The organism is Mammaliicoccus fleurettii (assembly GCF_003970575.1).
GTDB classification, from domain to species: Bacteria; Bacillota; Bacilli; order Staphylococcales; family Staphylococcaceae; genus Mammaliicoccus; species Mammaliicoccus fleurettii.
Genome location: NZ_RXWZ01000031.1, coordinates 24,714 through 45,874, shown reverse-complemented (window position 1 = coordinate 45,874; position 21,161 = coordinate 24,714). Strand labels below are relative to the sequence as shown.

Here is a 21,161-nt window from a genome sequence, read left to right as displayed (position 1 = left end):
CACATACCCAAGTATTATAACGGATATTACCACCTATTTCAATAGATAAAATTTAATTAGATAATTTGTAATCTAAATGTTATAATATAACAAGCAATTTTCAATAGGTGGTGAAGTCATGAAAAGAGGAATTAAGTCTGTGTTACTTGTTCTTTCTATTATATTAGTGATATCTGAATTAATATTAGCAATACCATTTCTCGGCGGTGGAATTATACTATCAACTGGTTACAACGCCCTAGTACTTAACGGTACGCTTTATTTTATTGCTACTCTTATTTTATTAATAGATAATCAAAACTCTGTGAAGGTTATATTTGTTATACCATTAATAGGGTTAATAGCTAGTTTCGTTGCAGTTATCCCAATTATTGGATGGTTATTACATATTGTAATGGTCGTCTTAATGATTATATTCTTATTCACTATTATAATTGCACCTGTTTATATACCATCTAAATATTACAAGACAACATATAAAAGTTAATATATAAAACGAGGCTGGACATAAATTCTAACTCAAAATAAATAAGCATATTACTTAACTGATTTTTTAAAGTTTACAGTGATGTGCTTATTTTTTAATATCTTCCGATTTTGTTCGTGCATGCTTGCCTAGTTACCCTTATCAGCAGTTTTGCCTAGATCTGCTTTTAACACTACTCTTATCAGCAGTTTTGCCTAAATCTGCTGATAACGTGCCTCTTGTATGCCCGCGGAAAGCATGCGTATTAAAAAATGCCAACAAAGTTCTAAGACTTTGCCGACACTCTGTTGGTAGTTCTAAGAGCTACCAAAATGATTTTTATATTTTAACCATGAACAAATACGAAATATGCGACGAATACAAAGAATAAACCATACATTATAGGATGAATCTCTTTATGTCTTTTTGCTACTATCATTGTAATAGGATAGAAAATAAATCCGCAAGCAATACCTGTCGCAATTGAATATGTTAAAGGCATCATAATCATTGTTAAGAAAGCAGGTACTGCGATCTCAAATTTTTGCCAATCAATCTTACCTAAGTTACTTACCATCAACACACCGACGATCACTAGTGCTGGCGCTGTTACTGCACTGGTAACAACTGCCATTAATGGAGAGAACAATAATGCTGCTAAGAAACAAGCACCTGTTACAACACTTGCAAATCCAGTTCTTGCCCCTACTGCTACACCTGCACTTGATTCAATATAGCTTGTTGTTGTAGACGTCCCGAAAATTGCACCTACAATTGTTGCTAATGAATCTGCGAATAAAGCCTTCCCTGCTCTTGGTAATTTATTATCTTTCATTAAACCTGCTTGATTTGCTACTGCAACTAATGTACCTGCAGTATCAAAGAAATCTATAAACAAGAAAGTTAATACAACAATTAAGAATTGTACATTAAATATAGTAGATAAATCTCCAAATGCTTCAAAAGATGCTCCGAATGTTGGTGCTACACTTGGTACTTTTCCAATAATACTATCTGGCATAGCGATTAATCCTGTCATTAAACCTGCTACAGCAGTTAATACCATACCTACAAATATTGCACCTGGTAATTTTTTAGCCATCAAAATAACAGTGATAATAATACCAAATACTGCGAGTAATACTTCTGGGTTATGTATTGAACCTAGAGTAACTAATGTAGAATCTTCTTTTTGTACAATACCTGCTCCTTGTAATCCTACAAAAGTAATAAATAAACCTATCCCTGCTGATACAGCCATCTTTAATTCAAATGGGATTGCATTTATAATCACTTCTCGCAAACCACTCATCGTTAATACTGCAAATATAAGTCCAGAGAATAGTACTCCTGTTAATCCAGTTTGCCAAGGTATTCCCATAGTTAATACTACTGTAAATGCAAAAAATGCATTCAATCCCATACCTGGTGCCAATGCAATCGGGTATTTAGCGATAATACCCATAAACAAACAACCTACTAAAGCAGCTAAAGCAGTAGCAACAAATACAGCACCTTGATCCATTCTCATTGAATCAGGTATGTTCTCAACACTTGCTAAACTCAGCATTGATGGATTTATGGCTAATATGTATGCCATTGAAAGGAAAGTTGTTAAACCACCTAATATTTCTCTTTTATAATTAGTTCCCAATTCATCAAACTTAAAGTAACGTTTCATAGTAAGACTCCTTTTTTAATTTCAACACTGTACATTGTATTACTCAGTACATTAAAAATCAATACTTTTTACGAACATTTATTAAAATTAAATTATCTATGTTCGTGTTATGTACCCTACAAAGCTTTTGTGCTCTAATTTCATAATATGAAAAACACCCGTACTTATGTTTAAAAGTACGGGTGAACTATATTAGAATTTCAAATCCTTTAATGCATCTTTAAACGGATTGTTTTCTACTTCTTCATTCTTCATGTATTGTTTCATTTCTCTCTTGCCTATTTTGCCAGTCTTTTTATTTTTCAGTCTTTCATCCATGTGTTCTTGTGTTTCTGTATGACCACATACACAACGATAAGTTGCTTTCTTTCCTGTACCATATAAAGTTAATTTCTTTTTACAATTTGGACATCTTGCGTTTGTTTGTCGTTGTTGATTCTTTTTAGTTTTACAAGTTGGATCTTGACATACGAGCATTTGACCATTTTTAGTTTTTACTTTAAGCATGAATTTTCCACAAGTTGGACACTCTGTTGTCGTAATATTATCATGTTTAAATTTATCATCACTATTTTTAATATCTCCAATAATTTCTCGAGTAAACCCTCGCATTTCTTTCATGAAAGTTTCTTTTGAATACTTACCCTTTTCAATTTGGTTTAATTTCATTTCCCAATTTGCAGTAAGTTCAGGTGAAGTCAGTTGTTCTGGAGCTAAGTTTAATAATTGTTTACCTTTAGGCGTAATTTTAATTTTTCCTTGAATTGCTTCTATAACATTAGAGCTATATAACTTTTCTATAATATCTGCTCTTGTTGCTACAGTTCCAATACCACCTGTTTCATTTAAAGTTTGAGCCATCTTTTTATCTTTAAGTTTGAAGAAAAGTTGTGGTGATTCCATAGCTTTAAGTAACGTTCCTTCATTAAAGTATGCTGGTGGCTCTGTGTCCTTGCTTGTAATGTTCAAGTTCTGAATTTTAACTCGTTGTTGTTCATCAAATGGTAATTCCTTAACAATTGCTTTTTCTTGGTGAATTGCTTTATAGCCTAATTCAATTGCTACTTCTTGAACAAGTTTAAACTTCTCACCTTCACAAGTTAATTCTACTGTAGTTTCTTCATATTGATATGGTGGTAATAATACTTCTAAAAATCTTTCAGCAACTATCATGTAGATTTTTTCTTCTCTAGGTGATAATTGATCCATGTTAGGTCTTACCTCAGTTGGTACAATAGCATGGTGATCAGACACCTTATTATTATCTACAAAATGTTTTCCAGCTTTTATTTGTTTTTTAAGTAGTGGTACTGCGTAAGACTTTAATGATGTTGCACTTAGAGAAGAGACTCTCTCTTTTAATGAAGAAACCATATCATCAGTTAGATAATTTGAGTCAGTTCTTGGATAAGTTAATACTTTATGCTGCTCATATAAAGACTGCATAGTATTTAATGTTTCTTTTGCACTCATTTTATATCGTTGATACGCTGTTTGTTGCAAACTTGTTAAGTCATATAATTTTTGTGGATACTTTGTTTTCTTTTTCTTATAAACATTTTCAATTGTTCCCGTATTATTTTGTACTTTTTGTTTTATTTGTTCTATTAATTCTGAATCAAATGTTTTATCTCCATTTTGAGTTACCCATTTGAATTTATATCCATCTATATCAACATTCATTTGATAGTATTTTTTCGGCTTAAATGACTGTATTTCATTTTGTCTCATTTGAACAAGATTCAATGTTGGTGTTTGAACTCTCCCACATGACAATTGTGCGTCATATTTAGTTGTTAATGCTCTCGTAGCATTTATTCCAACTATCCAATCTGCTTCACTTCTACACAGTGCAGCTTGGTAAAGATTGTTGTAAGCTGCCCCAGGTTTTAAGTTTTGAAAACCTGCCTTAATCGCTTTTTCAGTAACTGAACTAATCCATAAACGTTTCAATGGCTTTTTCACTTTAGCTTTCTCAATAATTAATCTAGCAACAAGTTCCCCTTCTCTACCAGCATCTGTCGCAATAATAATTGAATTTACATCATCACGTTTCATAAGATGTTGAACTGTATTAAACTGACTTCTTGTCTTCTTAATAACAACATGTTTCATATAGTCTGGAATAATAGGTAAGACATTTAAATTCCATTCTTTGAACTTTTTATCATATTCTTCTGGTGTTGCATTTGTTACTAGATGCCCTAATGCCCATGTTACGATATATTGTTTATTCTCAAAATATCCTTTCTTTTGATCGTGCACACCTAATGCTTTAGCTATGTCACGACCAACTGAAGGTTTTTCTGCAAGAACTAATGCTTTCATATTCATTTCACCCATTCTTTTTTCATTCGTGTCATTATAACATGAATAAAAACTGTTCTAAAGCTATCAAAAACTTTTATAATTTTTCGTTTAATCGTATAATAGAATAAAATAATCGTTGAAAAATAAAGGAGTGACTGTCATGCAAATATTGCCACTTAAGCAAATAGACCCTATCACCTCTTACTTATATGAAAAAAATCTTCAAAATAATTATTACGTTGAGTATATACCTACAGATATAGAAGAGATTAAGTCTGCTTTAACAAGTAAATTTAATGAACAATCTTTCTACTATATCGAAGACAACAATAATATTATTGGAATTTTAGGATTTGAAAAAATTGATGATGAGACTGTCAATGTTTGGGGACCAATTGTTAATGATACAACAGAAGAAACTTTAAATGCGTTAAAAGAAATTTGGGAAATGTTACTCAATAATCATCGTGATATAAAATATTGTCATATATCACTACATAAAGACCACATTCTTAACAATAGTAAACTTAAAAGACTTCATGCTGGATATGTAGAAACGCAGTACACATTAGAAATTCAACAACCACCTCTTCCAATAGATAAACAACATCAAATGACACCTTATAGCAAACCCTATTATTATTCATTTGATAAGTTGCACTCTAATAATTTTAAACATAGTGATATTAGTTCAAGAGATATTGTTAACTCTCTTGGTGAAAATCATGCTCTATATTTATATATTGCAGAAGGCCTTGTTAAAGGTTATATATATTTATCTATTGATATACCTAAAAAATTAGCAACAATACCTAATTTGGCATCTCATCACGATTATAGGAAGCAAGGTATTGCCTTTCAAATGATTCATTTTGCGACAAATAAAGCTTTCACGCATGATGATGTTGAAACTGTAAGAATATATGTAGATAGTAAAAAACATGAACAAATACAACTTCTTTATGAAAAAGTTGGTTTTAAAATTGTTAATGAAACACATCATTTTAAATATGTAAGACCTTTTTAAAGGACATATGAAGAAGCTGAGACATAAAAAATGATCTCAGCTTCTTTCCTTTATTAATATTCAGTGAGCTGTATGTTTTACAACTAATTTGTTTCGCGCGTATAATACACGGGTACTGTTTAAAATACAAATAAATAGAGAAAGCGAGTCGTGTGTATGGAATATCTTATAGCTCTGTTACCAGCATTGTTCTGGGGAAGTGTAGTATTAATCAACGTAAAAGTTGGTGGAGGTCCTTATAACCAAATATTAGGTACTACTATCGGGGCGTTCATCATTGGATTATGCCTATTTGCATTTGGTGATGTCCAATTTACTGCTACTACAGTTATTATCGGTATGGTTTCTGGTGCTTTCTGGGCATTAGGACAAGGATTTCAACTTAGAAGTGTTGAATTAGTTGGTGTTTCAATTACAATGCCTATTTCCACAGGTTTACAATTACTTGGAACAACATTATTCAGCGCAGCATTTTTAGGAGAATGGTCTACAGGAACTCAAGTAGCACTTGGTTTATCAGGCTTAGCCTTATTAATAGTCGGTGTAATCTTTACTTCTGTTCAGAAAAAAGGTTCTGGAAACAGTGGTAATTCTAAAAAAATCGGTAAAGCTATTCCAATTTTGCTTATCTCAACAGTTGGTTATGTTGTCTATGTTGTAATTGGTCAAGTATTTGGAGTTGAAGGTTGGGATGCATTATTCCCTCAATCAATTGGTATGGTAATTGGTGGTATTATTTTATCATTCAAACATAAACCTACAGTGAAATATACAGCATTTAATTTATTACCAGGTATTGTTTGGGCATTAGGTAATATGTTCTTATTCATCTCACAACCAAAAGTTGGTGTGGGTACAAGTTTCTCATTCTCACAAATGTTAGTTATTGTATCTACTTTAGGTGGAATATTCTTATTAGGAGAACAAAAAACAAAACGTCAAATGACATTTATCTGGATCGGTATAGTGTTAATTATAATAGCAGCATTCATTATTGGTGCAGCTAAAGGGTAGATTCAATTAAAAATATAGGAGTGTTTAATATGTATGAAGATTTAAAAGATAAAGTTGTCATTATTACTGGTGGTAACAGTGGTATTGGTAAAGCAACTTCAGAACGTTTCGGTAAAGAAGGTTCAAAAGTCGTGATTGGTTATCTAGATCATGTTGAAGAAGCTGAAAAAGTTGTTCAATCAATTAAAGATTCTGGTGCTGATGCAATCGCAATTAAAGCAGACGTTTCAGTAGAAGAAGATATTAAGAACTTAATACAACAAACACATGAAAAATTTGGACGCATTGATGTACTCATTAATAACGCCGGTTTCGAAAAACCAATCCCATCACACGAAATGAGCTTAGCTGAATGGTCTAAAGTTATTGATATCAATTTAACTGGTGCATTCATCGGAAGTAGAGAAGTTATTAATTATTATTTAGAACATGATATTAAAGGTCAAATCATTAATACTGCTAGTGTGCATGACGTTATTCCATGGCCAAACTATGTCAATTATGCTGCAAGTAAAGGCGGTTTAAAATTGATGATGGAAACAATGTCTATGGAATATGGTAAAAATGGAATAAGAATTAATAATGTTTCTCCAGGTGCAATTGTTACAGAGCATACACGCGAGAAATTCTCTGACCCAGCAACTAGAGAAGAAACATTAGGAATGATTCCTTTAAATGAAATTGGTGAAGCGGATCAAGTAGCTAACATCAATGCATTTCTTGCTTCAGAACAAGCAAGCTACATCCATGGTACAACACTTTATGTTGATGGTGGTATGACTAACTACCCTGCATTTATGGGCGGTAAAGGTTAATTCATTAATACGTAACATTATAATGCGCATGCTTACACTTCTTTCGACTTGTGTGACTATAGATACCCTTAGTTACACTTCTACTGACTTGTGTTAACATAGGTATCCTTACTTACACTTCTTTCCACTTATGTGAAAATGGATACCCTTGCTTACACTTCTACTGACTTGTGTTAACATAGGCATCCTTACTTACACTTCTCTCTACTTGTGTGAATACAGATATCCATACTTACACTTCTCTCTACTTGTGTAAATATAGACACTTAAGATTAATTGCCTTTGACATAAATGTCCTAGTATTTTAATGTTAATCATTTAACTAACTCTTAGAGACGCCTGTTTTCTATATAAAAATAAATATTTCCAACGATTTTGTAGTGCTGACGCCTGAGGGAATAGTATGCGTGAGAGACTACAGGCTCGAACCATACCCCTAGGCAAGCATGCACTATACAAAATCGTAAAATTGTATAAAAAATAAGCATATCACTGTAAAACTGAAAAGTTCAGTTAAGTGATATGCTTATTTATTTTTAAGTTAGGATTTATATCCCAAGTTGTTTACTATTTTTTAATTTACCAAATATTTGTTTTCAATATTAAACAAAGAAAAATTGATATACATACAATATAACGATGGAAATAACGATACTTAAATTTGTTGCCATTCCTACAATTGGCAATGTCTTATATTTAAATGTAATAGCATATGATAATACTGAAACACCAATAGGTAATAACCAACCAATTAATAACGTTGTTTTAATCATTGGATCATCAACTGGTAAGAAGAAATGCACGAGTAAGCCCATTAATAATCCAAATCCATAATGGAATAATAAGTACTTAACAACGATTGGCAAGTATGCTTTTTCTATTTTAAAGTTTAAAAATAAACCAAGTAATATCATAGAAAGCGGCATATTCGCATTTGCAATCACTTCAAAGAAATCTATCGCTTTTCCAGGAATTTTAATACTCATTATATTTAATATAAACATAAGCATATATGTCATGAGTGGAACTGTCTTAAATAAATTTAACACCATTTTTTTGAAATCAAATTGATCTCCACCATCATTAAAGTAACTTCCTACAAAGTAAGTTACACCGAACATAATAATTGCTGTACCAATGTCTAACATACCAAAGTATAGCAACCCGTTTTCTGGCCAAATTTGAGCTACAAGTGGATAAGCAAATAATCCTATGTTTACAGATGCTGCCATCATGCCAACTGTACCTCGAATTTGGTTATTATACTTTTTCTTGAACATCCATATAACTAAAAGCTTTGCGATAACTCCATATAAGAGCATCAATATAGGCAACCAACCTAGAGATAAATCTAAATCAGACCCATTTAAATTTACTATTACTAATGAAGGTAAAGTAACATTTAATACAAGTGTTGCTAGCACATTGCCATCCGAGGCTTTAAAGAATTTCATTTTCTTTAATACGTAACCTAAAGCAATTAATAAAATTATCATTATAAATTTTTCTGTCACTTTATCACTTCTTTCATCAAACTCACATTTATATATATTAACAATTGTTTAAATTCTATGCACACTTTTTGTTTGAAATATTAATAATTTATACTAAAATTAGTTTAGTTATCCTTAACAATATTATCAAAGCTTACGTTCAAAACTTTATCTAAATCATGTGGATTTAGTTCTATTTGATATCCTCGCTTACCTGCACTTATTATAATCGAGGATAGTGATTCAGCACTTAAATCAATTACAGTTTGAAATGATTTTTTTATGCCTATTGGTGAACATCCACCTCTTACATATCCAGTTACTTTTGTAAGTTGTTCTAATGGTAGAAGCTCAATTTTCTTCTGTCCAACAGCTTTGCTTGCTTTTTTAATATCTAAATGTTCAACTACTGGTATAACAAAGACAAAATATTCACTTTTGTTGTTCATAAATATAAGTGTTTTAAATACTTGGTTTTCTGGCTTCTGAATTAATTTAGCCACTTGATGACCATCTAAATGATTTTTTCCTATTTTAAATTCATGAGTATGATAAAATATATTATATTGATCAAGAATACGCATTGCGTTAGTTTTTACTTTTTTCAATTTATCACCTACTTCAATGATAATTTTAATTTAAAAGGAGTGTTTAAAATGGATTTAAACCAACAACTTTCTGAACTAAAATATGATTACGTACGTATACAAAATGATTTAGAAAAAAGAGAGTCTACTGGTCATGCAACTGATTTATTAGAAAAACAACTTGTTCAAATAGAAGAAGAAATCAGCAAAGTACGCTCTCAATTAAATCAAGATTAACGAAAGGAAAACATTATGTTAATTCTCATACTTTTATTATTTACCCTTACTTATCTTATTATAAGTTATTTAAGTATATATCAACTACATACAATGCTTACTCAAGCTTTAAGATTCATAATGGGACTCATGCTTATAGTATTTCTTGGTAGTATCGTGTTTGGATTCTCCATACAAATTTGGTGGATTGTAGCAGTTCTTGTTTGTTTAGTCATTAACATAGAAATTACAGCATTCAAATATCGAATTAAAGATAAAAAAGCAACCAAGTTATTGAATTATATGACAATATTCATACTTATTATTTATGTCATATTATTATTTATTACTTTTTAGAATGACATTGTGGGTGGGACAACGAAATCTTTTTTATAAAATTAGATTTCTGTCCCACCCCTTTTTTATTTATATAAATGAGCAAGTTCTTGTAACCTTGAAGCACCTTCTGACAATTCTGAATCACTTAAAGCTAATGATATTCTTACATAGTCCTTCCCATTATCACCAAACGGAATGCCTGGTGCCACTAAAATGGATTGTTCTTTCAAGAGATATTCGACGAACGCTTCTCCATCATATTTAGGTGGAGTCTGTAACCATAAGAATATACCACCTTTCATTGGTTCAAAAGGTAAATTGGCTTCTCTTAAAGATGCTTCAAATTTATTTCTTCTGTTTTTAAAAATTTCATTTTGCTTAATAAGAAAATCATCACATTCATTTAAAGCGACCGTACTAGCATCTTGTAAAGCACCAAACATACCAGCATGAGTATGTGTTTGATACTTTTTCAAGGCAGCTATCATTTCTTTATTACCTACTGCAAATCCAACCCTATAACCTGACATATTATAACCTTTAGACAGCGAATATACTTCTATTGCAGTGTCTTTTGCACCTTCTGACTGAAGAATACTTGGATTTTTCTTATCAAATCCAAATGCACTATACGCAAAGTCATGTACGATATTCGTTTGACTATTCTTAAATCTATTGATAGTATCATCAAAAAATTGTTTACTAGCTACAGAACCAGTCGGATTGTTTGGGTACGTTAAATAAATAAGTTTTGTCTTATCTATAATTTCATCCTCTACATTATCCCATATAGGTAAGTAGTGATTTTCAGAAGTTAATTCTAAAGAATACGGCTTGGCTCTAGCAAGTAATACACCAGCTAAATAATCTGTATATCCTGGATTTGGCAATAATACATAATCATCAGGTTCAACAACACAAAGAGGTAATTCAACTAATCCATTTTTCGTACCAAACAAAATACATACTTCCTCTTCTTTATCTAACGTCACATCATAATGCCTTTTATAAAAATCAACGATAGCTTGTTTAAAAGCATCTTTACCATGAAATGCACCATATTTTTGATTTTCAGTTTTTTGAATAGCATTAATAAATTCATCAACAATAACTTTAGGTGTTTCACCATCAGGTATTCCTACAGCCATATTTATAAGAGGTAGTGGACCATGTTCAACCTTACGCCCCATTGTCTTTCCAAAGTAACTGTCTGGTATTTCTGATAATAGTTTTGATATCGGCACAGTAACGACTCCTCAAAATTAAAATTTTCTGACTAAAATTGTATATGAATATATTCTATCAAAGTATGAAAGTCGTACAAGCTTTTTCTTATTAACGTACTAAGAAATAAATAATAGAAAATATAAAACCTCTCAATCCAGCAAGCGGATTGAGAGGTTAAAGTTTAGTCTATTTGTTCTTTAGAACCTTTAAATATTTTCTTTTTAAATTTCATAATAATTTCATAAGAGATTGGTACTACAAGTAAAGTTAAAATTGTAGATGAAATTAATCCACCGATTACTGTAATTGCTAATGCTTTAGAAATTAATACTGAACTACCTCCACCAAATAATAGTGGCACTAGTGCTCCTATTGTAGCGATTGCAGTCATGAGAATAGGTCTTAAACGGGTACCAGCCGCTTCAATTAATGCTTCCCTTGTTGACATTCCTGCTTGTTCCATATTAATTACTCTATCAATTAATACAATAGCATTGGTTACAACGATACCGATTAACATCAACATACCGATCATACTTGGTACTGAGATCGTTTCTTGAGTTACTAATAGTCCGACGATTACACCAATTATAGATACTGGTAATGAGAATAATATAGCAAATGGTGCTAATCCACCTTTGAATGTTAATACAATAACTAAGTAGACAATAAGAATTGCTGCCGCCATTGCCAATACTAACTGTTCTATTGCTTCATTAATATCATCATTCGTACCACCAACATTTAAATCTACATCAGAAGGTGTATCGATATTTGATACTTTTTGATTTACATCTGTTGTTACTTTTGCAACATCATCTGCTGTAATTTTAGCATCTACAGATACTGAGATTTTATCATTTTCTCTAGTAATTGTATCCGGTGAAGTTGTTTTTTCTAGTGTTGCGATATCACTCAATGTAACATCTTTTCCTAATGGTGAAGTGATTTTTGTATCTTTCAACTTCTCTTCTGACCAATCTGTTTCTTCTTTCTTAGTCAGTTTTACATCAATAGACTTACCATCATCATTTAATTTAGTTACAACTTTATCTTGAGTTGTTTGATTAAGCGTCATTGCTATTTGACCTGCGGATAGTCCTAGCTTACTCGCTTTATTTTGATCCACTTTTACATCGTATTGCTCGTATGACTCTGAAAGGTTTGAACTAACATTTTCAACACCTTTAACTTTCTTCATTTCATTTTCAACATCTTTAACTGTTCCTTCTATTGATTCTGTAGATGGTCCAGAAACATTCACTGAAACTTCATTAGCTGTTCCACCAGTTGAAAAGTCTTGTTGTTTCCATTCACCTTTATGGTTTAATGAGCCTACATGGTCCATTACATCTTTACCAACTTTATCCCAATTAGGTGTGTCTTTATCATACTTCACCATTAAAGCCATATCATTTTTAGCAGATGGATTGAATGGATTTTCCCCACCTACACTGTATTGTACAAACTCTACATTTTTATCTTTTGATAAATATTTCTCAGCTTGTTCTCCATTTTTTACTACTTGTTCTTCTTTCTCACCTGGAGATGGTTTATATGTGAGAGCTAACATTTTGTCTTCGCCTGTATCAATGAATGATTTACCTATATAAGGTGTAAATACAAGTGCAATACTTGCAACTACAAGTACTATACTCAATAAGATAACTAACCATTTATGATTTAAATTCCATTTCAAAATACCTTTATATTTATTCGCTAACCACTGACCTTTTTCTTTCTTCGCCTTTTTAATACCATTTCTAAAGAATATGTGTGATAACACAGGTACAATAGTTAATGCTATAAGCAGTGAAGCTAATAAACTAAATGCAACTGCTAAAGCAAATGGTCTAAACATTTCACCTATTTGACCTGTTACAAATGCTAATGGTAAGAACACAACTATTGTAACGATAGTTGAAGACATGATCGGAATAAACATTTCTTTTGTTGCACTTGTTATGAGTTTACTACCTCTTAATGTTTCACCTTTATCTGACATTCTCCGATATATATTTTCTATAACAACAATGGAATCATCTATAACTCGTCCAATTGCAACTGTTAATGCTCCTAATGTTAAAATATTGAGCGAAACATCCATTGCCTTTAATCCTATTAATGCCATTAATAATGACATTGGAATTGAAACCATTGCTATAATGGTAGACTTAATATCTCTTAAGAAGAATAAGATAATAATAACTGCCACGATTGAACCAATTAAAGCTTTTTCTACCATGGTAGACACTGAATCTTTGATCGTAGATGCTGTTTCCATTAACTGAACAGATTCTATATTTTTATGATCTTTTTTATATGCTTCTACTTCTTTATCTACGTTATCTACTACGTCTACTAAGTTTGCATCAGTTGCCTTTGTAACTTGTAATGCTAATGCATCTTTACCGTTTGTTTTAGAGATTGAGTCACGTTTTTTCTCTTTTTTCACGTCTGCAATGTCTGATAATTTAACAGATGGGATACTTGGAGATGCGCTTGATTCTTCATCACCTGATTGACTAGCTTGTTGTGCTTGACCTACATCACCTTGTGAAGCTTGTTGGCCTCCACTAGACGCGCCACCAGTCATTGGAATTTCTAAATCATTTAATGCTTTTATTGAAGTAAATCTACCATCAACTACAATAGATTTTAAATCATCACCAAAAGTATATAAGCCCAGTGGTGATTCTTTTGTCGCACCATCAATATATTGTAGTACTTCATCTTCACTCATGCCGCGTTTTGTTAATTCATTTTGATCAAATTCTAAATTGACTTCTTCTAAAGTTTGACCAGATAATGAAACACTCTGTACACCATCAACTTTTTCAAGCTTCGGAATTAAGTCTGATTGCATTTGTTTTGTAGCTTTTTCTAAATTATTGTTCTTATCAGAAATAGAGTAACTTACGACTGGGAATGAATACATAGACATTCTACTCATGTCAGGGTCTTGTACACCTTCTGGTAAATCAAGTGCCTCTAATTTCTTTCTTAATTCTGTTTCTGCTTCATCCATGTCTGTTTGGTATGTATATTCTAACGTAATTGCTGAAGCATTTTCTAAAGATTGACTTGTTACATTTTGTACACCTTCCAGATTTTGTACTTCTTTCTCAACTGGTTCAGTTACATTCTCCAAAACACTTTCAGGCGTTGCTCCTGGATAAGGTGTTGTAACTGTAATAACAGGTGTCGTTACATCCGGTAATAACTCTAGTTTCATTTTAAAAGCTGAATATATTCCACCAAGCAATATAATAATCGTCATTAACAAAATTGCGAACTTATTATTCAGCGAAAACTTAATCATTTTTTGGACCACTCAATTTCCTCCTATTTCTACTTTTGTAAATTATTTTATATTAAATTTCATTGTAATAACACCTTTACAGAAAGAAAGCACTAAAATTTAAATAATTTAAAGTTTTAGTGCTTTTAATCTATATTAGTTTCTTTTGATTTTCTTTTCTATTTTTCGCTTATAAGTTGTAAAAGCTGGCTTAACCTTTTCTATTGCTGTATATAATGGTCTGTTCAGTACATAATCGAACTCACCAATCTTCTCACTTAAGTATGTTCCCCATACTCTCTTGAATGCCCATAAACCATAATGTTCGTGATCTTGATCTGGGTCGTTGTCTGTACCACCAAAATCAAATTTATCAGCACCTTTTTCTTTAGCAAAACGCATCATTTCGATTATCATACGGTGATTTGGTAAAAACTCACGATATTCATTAGATGAAGCTCCATATAAGTAATACGATTTCTTACCGGAGAAGATAAGTATTCCACCAGATAAATAAACACCATCTGGCTTTTTCTCTTTTAATTCTTCCATTTCTTGAATACGCTTTTCGTAATTACCTAATTTTTCATCAGCATCATTCAATTGGTTAACAACTTTTTTAGTTTGTCTTCTACCTTCAAGTTTTTCTTTTTCTTCTAATAATGCATCTCTTTCTTTAAATAAATCCTCCAACACATTATCAGGTACAACTTTCACTAAAAATATTTCACAGTCTCCATCAGGATGTAAGTGATCATAAATATTCTCAAAATAAGACACATCTCTCGTTAAGAAGTTGTCTCTTTCTCCTGTTTCTTCCATGATTTGAGCGAAGATTTTTAAATCATCACGATTCCCGATAATTAACTCTGTTCCTCGTTTTAAAGAGTTTCTTACACGTGAGCGATTTCTTTTATCAAAACTTTGCATTAAATCTTCTTCAGATTGATCAATTTTAGTAATCATTGTCATACGTGGTTGAATATAAGTCTTACTTAATCCATCTTCAAATCCTTTATGTTCAAATCCTAAAGAAGTTAAATACTCAAGTACGCCTTCTGATTGGTCCACTTCTATATCTGGATCAATTTTGATTGCATAACTTTTTTCATGTCTAGCCATCTCTTTAGACAATTCAAAAAGTACTTTAACAGAAGTTTCGTCTTTATAATCTACAACAAATCCTCTAGATATATAACATAAAGTATATGGTAATTTTGGTACTTTTTTAAATAATAGTTGTGCAACTCCTGTTAACGTTTCGCCGTCACCAACAGCAATACGACGAGAATACCAACCTGTAAGCTTTTTGGATTCTGCCCACTTTGTAAGTTGCAACATATCACCATTTGGATGTTGCTTTACAAATTCATCATGTTGCTCATGAGTGATATTCATTTTCTTTATCGTCATTTATAAATCTCCTTTTTATCAATTCGTCTCTCAATTATACAATGAAACATACTACAATTTCACGCAAAAGCCCATTATTTGTTATACTTGTTTCATAAACCATACAGTTAGGATTGAAATACATGAGACAATTATTTCTATCATTTTTTATTATCCTAAATATTATATTGATTATCATTAGCCTTAACTTTGATGTCACTATTAATTATTTAAGTTATCGTATTATAGTTGTAGCTTTTACATTCTTATTAAGCATCGTATTTATACTTGAAAATGCTCGAAAATCCGTTTTATTTATAGCCATTCTCAGTACTATTATAGCATTAATCCATTTATCACTAATTATTCAAAGTGTTTACGTTAATGTTTATGCAAATTAAGTTTAAATAAATAATACGCGCCTTTTAAAAAATGCGCGTTTCTTATCTCTATTACGTTGTTCTAAAAACTCTACTATTTATGAAATATAATATTATCAATAAAATAGACACAATAATAATCGTAAACACATAAGGAAATACATCCTGTTCTCCTCTAATCCCTACTAACGGTGATACTAAGCCACCAAATAAGAATTGAGATAATCCTAATAAGCTAGCTGCACTACCTGCCCCGCCTTTATTGTTAGCCATAGCAATCGAAAATCCAGTCGTCCCAATTGCTGAAACCGGACTAACTAGAATAAAGAATCCAATTATTAACAGCCATAGTGGCCATCCATTTATCAAAGTTATTGACACAATGACAACACCTACTATTTGTATCATACCGAATAAACGCATTAATAAGTGTTCATCATAATAATCAACTAGTTTATTAATGACTTGTCCTGATAATATTAATCCAAGTCCGTTAAAAGCAAACATCCAACTAAATGCGAGTGGTGAAATATGATATACAGACTGTGTGATAAATGATGAAGCGGATATGTAACTAAAAAGTAATGCATATGTACAACCTTGAATAAATAAAGGTAATAAAAACTTTGGACTTTGTAACAAGTTTTTAAAATCATTTAAAACTTCACTTATTCTGCCTGATGAACGTTTCTCTTCCGGTAAAGATTCCGTTAATTTGATTGATGACAAACTAAACATAATTAATCCAAACACTGTCAAAAGAATAAACACCATTTTCCAAGTTGAAAATGATAAAATAACGCCTCCTAATACTGGCGCTAATATCGGCGCTACACCATTCACTAACATCAATATAGCTAAAAATTTCGTCAGTGCTTTACCTGTATATAAGTCGCTTGATATTGCCCGGGAAATAACCGCTCCAGCTCCACCTGTAAATCCTTGAATAAATCTAAGTGCCATCATGATGTATATATTCGGTGCAAACACACATAAAACTGATGCAATCGTATAAACAATTAAAGCAACCATTAGTGGTTTTTTTCTTCCAATAAAGTCTGAAAGTGGTCCGACAAAGACTTGTCCAATCGCTAGACCAATCATAAATAATGTTAATGTTAACTGAGTATTAGAAGTTGTCGTATCAAAGTCGTGACTAATTTCAGGTAACGCTGGTAAATACATATCAATCGAAAATGGCCCAAATGCTGTTAATAAACCTAAAATCACTATTAAAAATAGTGAGGGCTTTGTCATCTTTTGTTCATTCATGAAATACGCTCCTTTTATCACTCTTACCTTTCATTATATGCTTATCAAAATTCAAAAGGCAATGTAAATATAATCAATTATTAAATTGCTTTACTTTCACTATGTCATCATTCAAAATATAATAAGAAACTTAGAATCGGAGTGGAATCATGAACATCTTTTTAACTGGTGCAACGGGTTTTGTAGGTGCTGAATTAATAAAATCACTTTCAAAAGATGCACAGAAACATTTTTACATTTTATACAGATCTGAACAGAAAAAAACATTACTATTAGAAAAATTAGACCCTCAATTTCATTCAAGAATCCATTTTATTCACGGGGACATTACAAATGAATTTTGTGGAGTTAATGATCAAGTCATAAGTAATTTACCTCAAATGGATAAGTTTTATCACTTAGCTGCATTAGTCAAATTCAACTTTGAATTAGCAAATGAACTTTATCAAATCAACTACATTGGAACAAAGCATGCTTTGGATTTAGCTGAACGATTACATACTAAACATTTTATTTATGTATCAACAGCCTATACAGTCGGAGAGAAAAACAAAGCCGAAGAAACATTACATTCACTTGAGTCACCTACACATAATCCATACGAAGCTACAAAAATAAGAGCAGAACATATCGTAGCACAACGAGAAACGATGGCAACTTCAATTATTAGACCAGCCATTGTTATAGGAGACTCTAAAACTGGAGAAGCAGATTCAAACTTTACTTTATATGGCTTTATGAAAGCATTAAAAGTTTTCAAAAGAAAAATAGAAAGACAACATGACAACAAAATTTATAGACTGTTTGGAAATGCGAGCCATACTTCAAATTTTGTGCCAGTCGATTATGTTGTTGACGTATTAACTGTAGCTAGTGATTACGCTGAAAACCATAAAATATATCATGCTACAAATAATCATCCACCATCGAATGAATTTATATTCCAAACAATAAAAAAACATTTAGACTTTCAACAATTAGAAGTTGCCCCACTTTCTGAAATCAACACAATCACAGATGATGAAAGAGTGCTTAATAGTTTTATTGATGTATTTGCGCCATATTTCTCGAAATCAATAGAATTTAATGATGATAATACAGCAGCAATGATGCAAAAAGCAGGACAAAGCACTTTAAAACTTTCTGAAGATACATTAGATATGATAATAGGAAAGTATTTTAATAAGTAGTCGTTGAAGATATCAGACAGAATGATATATGTATTGAACAAAAAGCTCGCCAATCCGTTATTTACAGTATACGGATTGGCGAGTTATTTATAATGTAAATTATATACTTTTTATCCACCTATATAATTCATATTAATTTTATTATTTTTACGTCTTGCAACAGTGGCTTCTGTACGTTCATCTGAATATTTATCAGCTCTTATATTCCACAAATGTTTCAAAGTAGCCAATAATTCAACATCTGTTTTATCGCTGCGTAGTTCCGACTTAATGTCATATCCATTTTTCTCAGCGAATAGACATCCATAAAATTTACCGTCTGAAGAAATTCTTGCTCTCGTACAAGAGGAGCAGAATGATGCTGACACACTTGTTATTAGCCCAAATTGGGCATGATTGTCTTTATGACGGTAGTAAGTTGCAACTTCACCGAAATAACTTGAATCAACTGGTTCAATATCAAATGATGATTCAATTTTATTCAGCATTTCTTTTTTCGTCACCACTTTATCAAAGTTCCATCCATTATCGTTTCCTACATCCATAAATTCAATAAATCTCACAATGATATTTTTATCTTTAAAATATTGTACAAGTGGCAATATTTCTTGGTCATTAACACCTTTTTGAATAACAACATTAACTTTGACTTTCAGACCAATACTTGTTGCGTAATCTATTTGTTCAAGTATTTGAGAAGCGGATATATTACGATTATTTATTGATTTAAACAAGTTATCATCTAATGCATCAATACTAACATTGACCCTTCTTAATCCCGCATTATACAAATTCAAACCATGTTTTTTTAACAAAAGGCCGTTTGTCGTTAACCCAATATCTTCAATGCCCTCTATGTTGTTTAATTCTTGAATCAATTTATATAAATTACGTCTTAGCAGTGGCTCTCCACCAGTAATTCTAATTTTTTGAACACCTAAAGAACTATACAATTTAGAAAGACGTACAATTTCTTCAAAACTTAACAATTCTTGTTTAGGTAAAAATACAAAATCATCACCAAAAATTTCTTTTGGCATACAATAATCACAGCGGAAATTACAACGATCAGTAACGGAAATTCTTAAATCCCTAATCGGTCTTCCTAATTTATCTTTGATAGGTTGATTCATCGTAACGCCTCCTTACCTAAACAATAGCTAAAGTTCGTTTTTTTCTAGGTCTTCAATGTAATTAATATTTTGATACCAGTTTGTTGGATCATTAACAAATTCTACATTTAACCACTGTGAAGGCTTATTTTGATATATTTTTTTCATTCTAAATTCTTCTTGATCTAGAGCATCTTTAATATCCTCTTCTACACGGTGACTGTAAAATGCTAATGTCGGCATCTTTTTACCATCAACTTCATATCCAGCAATATCTAACTGTTCTTCCATTACGCGCGAAATAAAAAATTGATACAAATAACTTATTGCTTTTTCTGTTATTTTTGGTGTATCACATGCAATAACAAAGTAGCATTCTGTATCATACTTCTTCATCACGCTGTAAATACCTCCTAAAGGTCCATTGTTCTCATACTCAGGCAAATCTACTACAATGTCTTGATAGTTGTTAAAAGAATCTTTTAAATCATCACTAGAACTTATGACAACTTTTTCGAATAAATTAGTTTGATTTAAAGTTTGAATGATTTTTTCGTAAAAGACTTCTCCTTCTATTGTAGCTAATGCTTTTGGTGAACCAAATCTACTGGATTTTCCTCCAGCTAGAATTATTGCTATCATTTTCTTTTTACCCTCCACTGACTGGTGGAATAAGTGCAACGATATCTTTATCAGATACAATAGCAGTATCTTGCACAAATTCCTCATTTACAGCAAGTTGAAAAGTTTCAGTTTCTAGTTCAGGATGCTTTTCAACTAAATATTGCTTAAATTTTAACACAGAGTAGTCATTGTTAAGAGAGATTTGCTCCTCATTTGTGTTTACTATTTCTTTTAAATGAGCAAAATACAATACTTTCATCATTCACCCTCCATTTTAATTGAAGAATGGTATTTTTTTTGACTTCCTTGCCATTCTTCTCCATCTTCCCATATTTCTTTCTTCCAAATGGGTACAATTTCTTTAATTCTTTCAATCGCATATTCATTTGCTTCGTACGCATCTTGTCTATGCGGTGAAGAAACGCTAATGACAACAGCAATATCAGAAATTTGTAACTCCCCAATTCTATGTGCTATCGCAACAATCGTTCCTGGCCATTTTTCATATATTTCATCACCAATTTGTGACAATTTCTTCTCAGCCATTGGTATATAAGCTTCATATGATAAATATTCTGTTTTAATACCTTTAGTCCATTCTCGAACGTGACCTGTGAATACAACTACTGCGCCTTGCTTCTCATTTAACGTCCATTCTCTATATTGTTCAGGATTGATAGGATCGTTAACAATTTCAAACTGCTTCATTTGTTCA

At 31.6% G+C, this 21,161-nt stretch carries 20 protein-coding genes; 8 read left to right on the top strand and 12 right to left on the bottom strand.

All coding sequences use genetic code 11. The features are described from left to right. Positions 1–118: 118 nt before the first annotated feature. A complete protein-coding gene (locus tag CD129_RS02240) occupies positions 119–487 on the top strand; it encodes a hypothetical protein (RefSeq protein WP_107509252.1) in 369 nt (122 codons plus the stop codon). Positions 488–812: 325 nt separating this feature from the next. On the opposite strand, the gene CD129_RS02235 is transcribed toward CD129_RS02240, so the two are convergent. Together CD129_RS02235 and CD129_RS02230 are read right to left on the bottom strand one after the other, a co-directional pair. Then, on the bottom strand, positions 813–2,147 hold the full coding sequence (locus tag CD129_RS02235; protein ID WP_115337181.1) for an NCS2 family permease: 1,335 nt from the start codon (positions 2,145–2,147) through the stop codon (positions 813–815). A gap of 192 nt (positions 2,148–2,339) precedes the next feature. Further along, a complete protein-coding gene (locus CD129_RS02230) occupies positions 2,340–4,475 on the bottom strand; it encodes a DNA topoisomerase III (RefSeq protein WP_078356964.1) in 2,136 nt (711 codons plus the stop codon). A 142-nt stretch (positions 4,476–4,617) separates the two neighbouring features. Between CD129_RS02230 and CD129_RS02225 the strand changes: the two genes are divergently transcribed. The 3 genes from CD129_RS02225 to CD129_RS02215 all read left to right on the top strand — a co-directional run bounded on the left by CD129_RS02225 (position 4,618) and on the right by CD129_RS02215 (position 7,313). Further along, positions 4,618–5,484, top strand: a complete 867-nt coding sequence (locus tag CD129_RS02225; protein WP_078356965.1) for a GNAT family N-acetyltransferase — start codon at positions 4,618–4,620, stop codon at positions 5,482–5,484. A gap of 156 nt (positions 5,485–5,640) precedes the next feature. Then, complete coding sequence (locus CD129_RS02220; RefSeq protein WP_107509248.1) at positions 5,641–6,498, top strand: GRP family sugar transporter; 858 nt, start codon at positions 5,641–5,643, stop codon at positions 6,496–6,498. A 29-nt stretch (positions 6,499–6,527) separates the two neighbouring features. Beyond that, positions 6,528–7,313, top strand: coding sequence for a glucose 1-dehydrogenase (locus CD129_RS02215; RefSeq protein WP_078356967.1), 786 nt, complete (start codon positions 6,528–6,530; stop codon positions 7,311–7,313). Positions 7,314–7,915: 602 nt separating this feature from the next. On the opposite strand, the gene CD129_RS02210 is transcribed toward CD129_RS02215, so the two are convergent. Then, positions 7,916–8,827 (bottom strand): AEC family transporter, encoded by a 912-nt coding sequence (locus CD129_RS02210; protein ID WP_078356968.1) that lies wholly within the window; start codon positions 8,825–8,827, stop codon positions 7,916–7,918. 104 nt (positions 8,828–8,931) lie between these two features. Beyond that, positions 8,932–9,414: a Cys-tRNA(Pro) deacylase gene (gene ybaK / locus CD129_RS02205; RefSeq protein ID WP_115337180.1), complete on the bottom strand. Its 483-nt coding sequence runs from the start codon at positions 9,412–9,414 to the stop codon at positions 8,932–8,934. A gap of 48 nt (positions 9,415–9,462) precedes the next feature. On the opposite strand from ybaK, the gene CD129_RS02200 reads away from it, so the two are divergent. Both CD129_RS02200 and mspA read left to right on the top strand, forming a co-directional pair. Then, on the top strand, positions 9,463–9,630 hold the full coding sequence (locus tag CD129_RS02200; protein WP_016911506.1) for an SE1832 family protein: 168 nt from the start codon (positions 9,463–9,465) through the stop codon (positions 9,628–9,630). A 15-nt stretch (positions 9,631–9,645) separates the two neighbouring features. Continuing rightward, complete coding sequence (gene mspA / locus CD129_RS02195) at positions 9,646–9,966, top strand: membrane stabilizing protein MspA (protein ID WP_078356970.1); 321 nt, start codon at positions 9,646–9,648, stop codon at positions 9,964–9,966. Between the two features lie 65 nt (positions 9,967–10,031). Here mspA and CD129_RS02190 read toward each other — a convergent pair whose 3' ends face one another. The 3 genes from CD129_RS02190 to CD129_RS02180 all read right to left on the bottom strand — a co-directional run bounded on the left by CD129_RS02190 (position 10,032) and on the right by CD129_RS02180 (position 15,883). Beyond that, positions 10,032–11,192, bottom strand: a complete 1,161-nt coding sequence (locus tag CD129_RS02190; protein WP_115337179.1) for an aminotransferase class I/II-fold pyridoxal phosphate-dependent enzyme — start codon at positions 11,190–11,192, stop codon at positions 10,032–10,034. A 164-nt stretch (positions 11,193–11,356) separates the two neighbouring features. Next, on the bottom strand, positions 11,357–14,509 hold the full coding sequence (locus tag CD129_RS02185) for an efflux RND transporter permease subunit (RefSeq protein ID WP_115337178.1): 3,153 nt from the start codon (positions 14,507–14,509) through the stop codon (positions 11,357–11,359). Positions 14,510–14,632: 123 nt separating this feature from the next. Next, positions 14,633–15,883, bottom strand: a complete 1,251-nt coding sequence (locus CD129_RS02180; RefSeq protein WP_170167659.1) for a lipid II:glycine glycyltransferase FemX — start codon at positions 15,881–15,883, stop codon at positions 14,633–14,635. Positions 15,884–16,011: 128 nt separating this feature from the next. Between CD129_RS02180 and CD129_RS02175 the strand changes: the two genes are divergently transcribed. Then, positions 16,012–16,269 (top strand): hypothetical protein, encoded by a 258-nt coding sequence (locus CD129_RS02175; RefSeq protein ID WP_107509244.1) that lies wholly within the window; start codon positions 16,012–16,014, stop codon positions 16,267–16,269. Between the two features lie 51 nt (positions 16,270–16,320). Here CD129_RS02175 and CD129_RS02170 read toward each other — a convergent pair whose 3' ends face one another. Beyond that, positions 16,321–17,520, bottom strand: coding sequence for a putative multidrug effflux MFS transporter TcaB (locus CD129_RS02170; protein ID WP_115337176.1), 1,200 nt, complete (start codon positions 17,518–17,520; stop codon positions 16,321–16,323). Between the two features lie 149 nt (positions 17,521–17,669). Here CD129_RS02170 and CD129_RS02165 point away from each other — a divergent pair, with 149 nt between their 5' ends. Further along, positions 17,670–18,710 carry an SDR family oxidoreductase gene (locus tag CD129_RS02165; protein ID WP_107509243.1) on the top strand — a complete coding sequence of 347 codons (1,041 nt, stop codon included), beginning with the start codon at positions 17,670–17,672 and terminating at the stop codon, positions 18,708–18,710. A 110-nt stretch (positions 18,711–18,820) separates the two neighbouring features. Here the strand turns inward: CD129_RS02165 and moaA are convergent, their stop codons facing one another. From moaA to CD129_RS02145, 4 genes are read right to left on the bottom strand one after another with little or no spacing between them, the layout of a single operon-like run. After that, positions 18,821–19,843 carry a GTP 3',8-cyclase MoaA gene (moaA, locus tag CD129_RS02160; protein WP_078356976.1) on the bottom strand — a complete coding sequence of 341 codons (1,023 nt, stop codon included), beginning with the start codon at positions 19,841–19,843 and terminating at the stop codon, positions 18,821–18,823. 27 nt (positions 19,844–19,870) lie between these two features. Beyond that, positions 19,871–20,464, bottom strand: coding sequence for a molybdenum cofactor guanylyltransferase MobA (mobA, locus tag CD129_RS02155; RefSeq protein ID WP_078356977.1), 594 nt, complete (start codon positions 20,462–20,464; stop codon positions 19,871–19,873). Positions 20,465–20,471: 7 nt separating this feature from the next. Then, positions 20,472–20,705, bottom strand: coding sequence for a molybdopterin converting factor subunit 1 (gene moaD / locus CD129_RS02150; RefSeq protein WP_078356978.1), 234 nt, complete (start codon positions 20,703–20,705; stop codon positions 20,472–20,474). Further along, positions 20,705–21,154 carry a molybdenum cofactor biosynthesis protein MoaE gene (locus CD129_RS02145; protein WP_078356979.1) on the bottom strand — a complete coding sequence of 150 codons (450 nt, stop codon included), beginning with the start codon at positions 21,152–21,154 and terminating at the stop codon, positions 20,705–20,707. The genes moaD and CD129_RS02145 overlap by 1 nt, the downstream gene beginning before the upstream one ends. Positions 21,155–21,161: the final 7 nt, after the last annotated feature.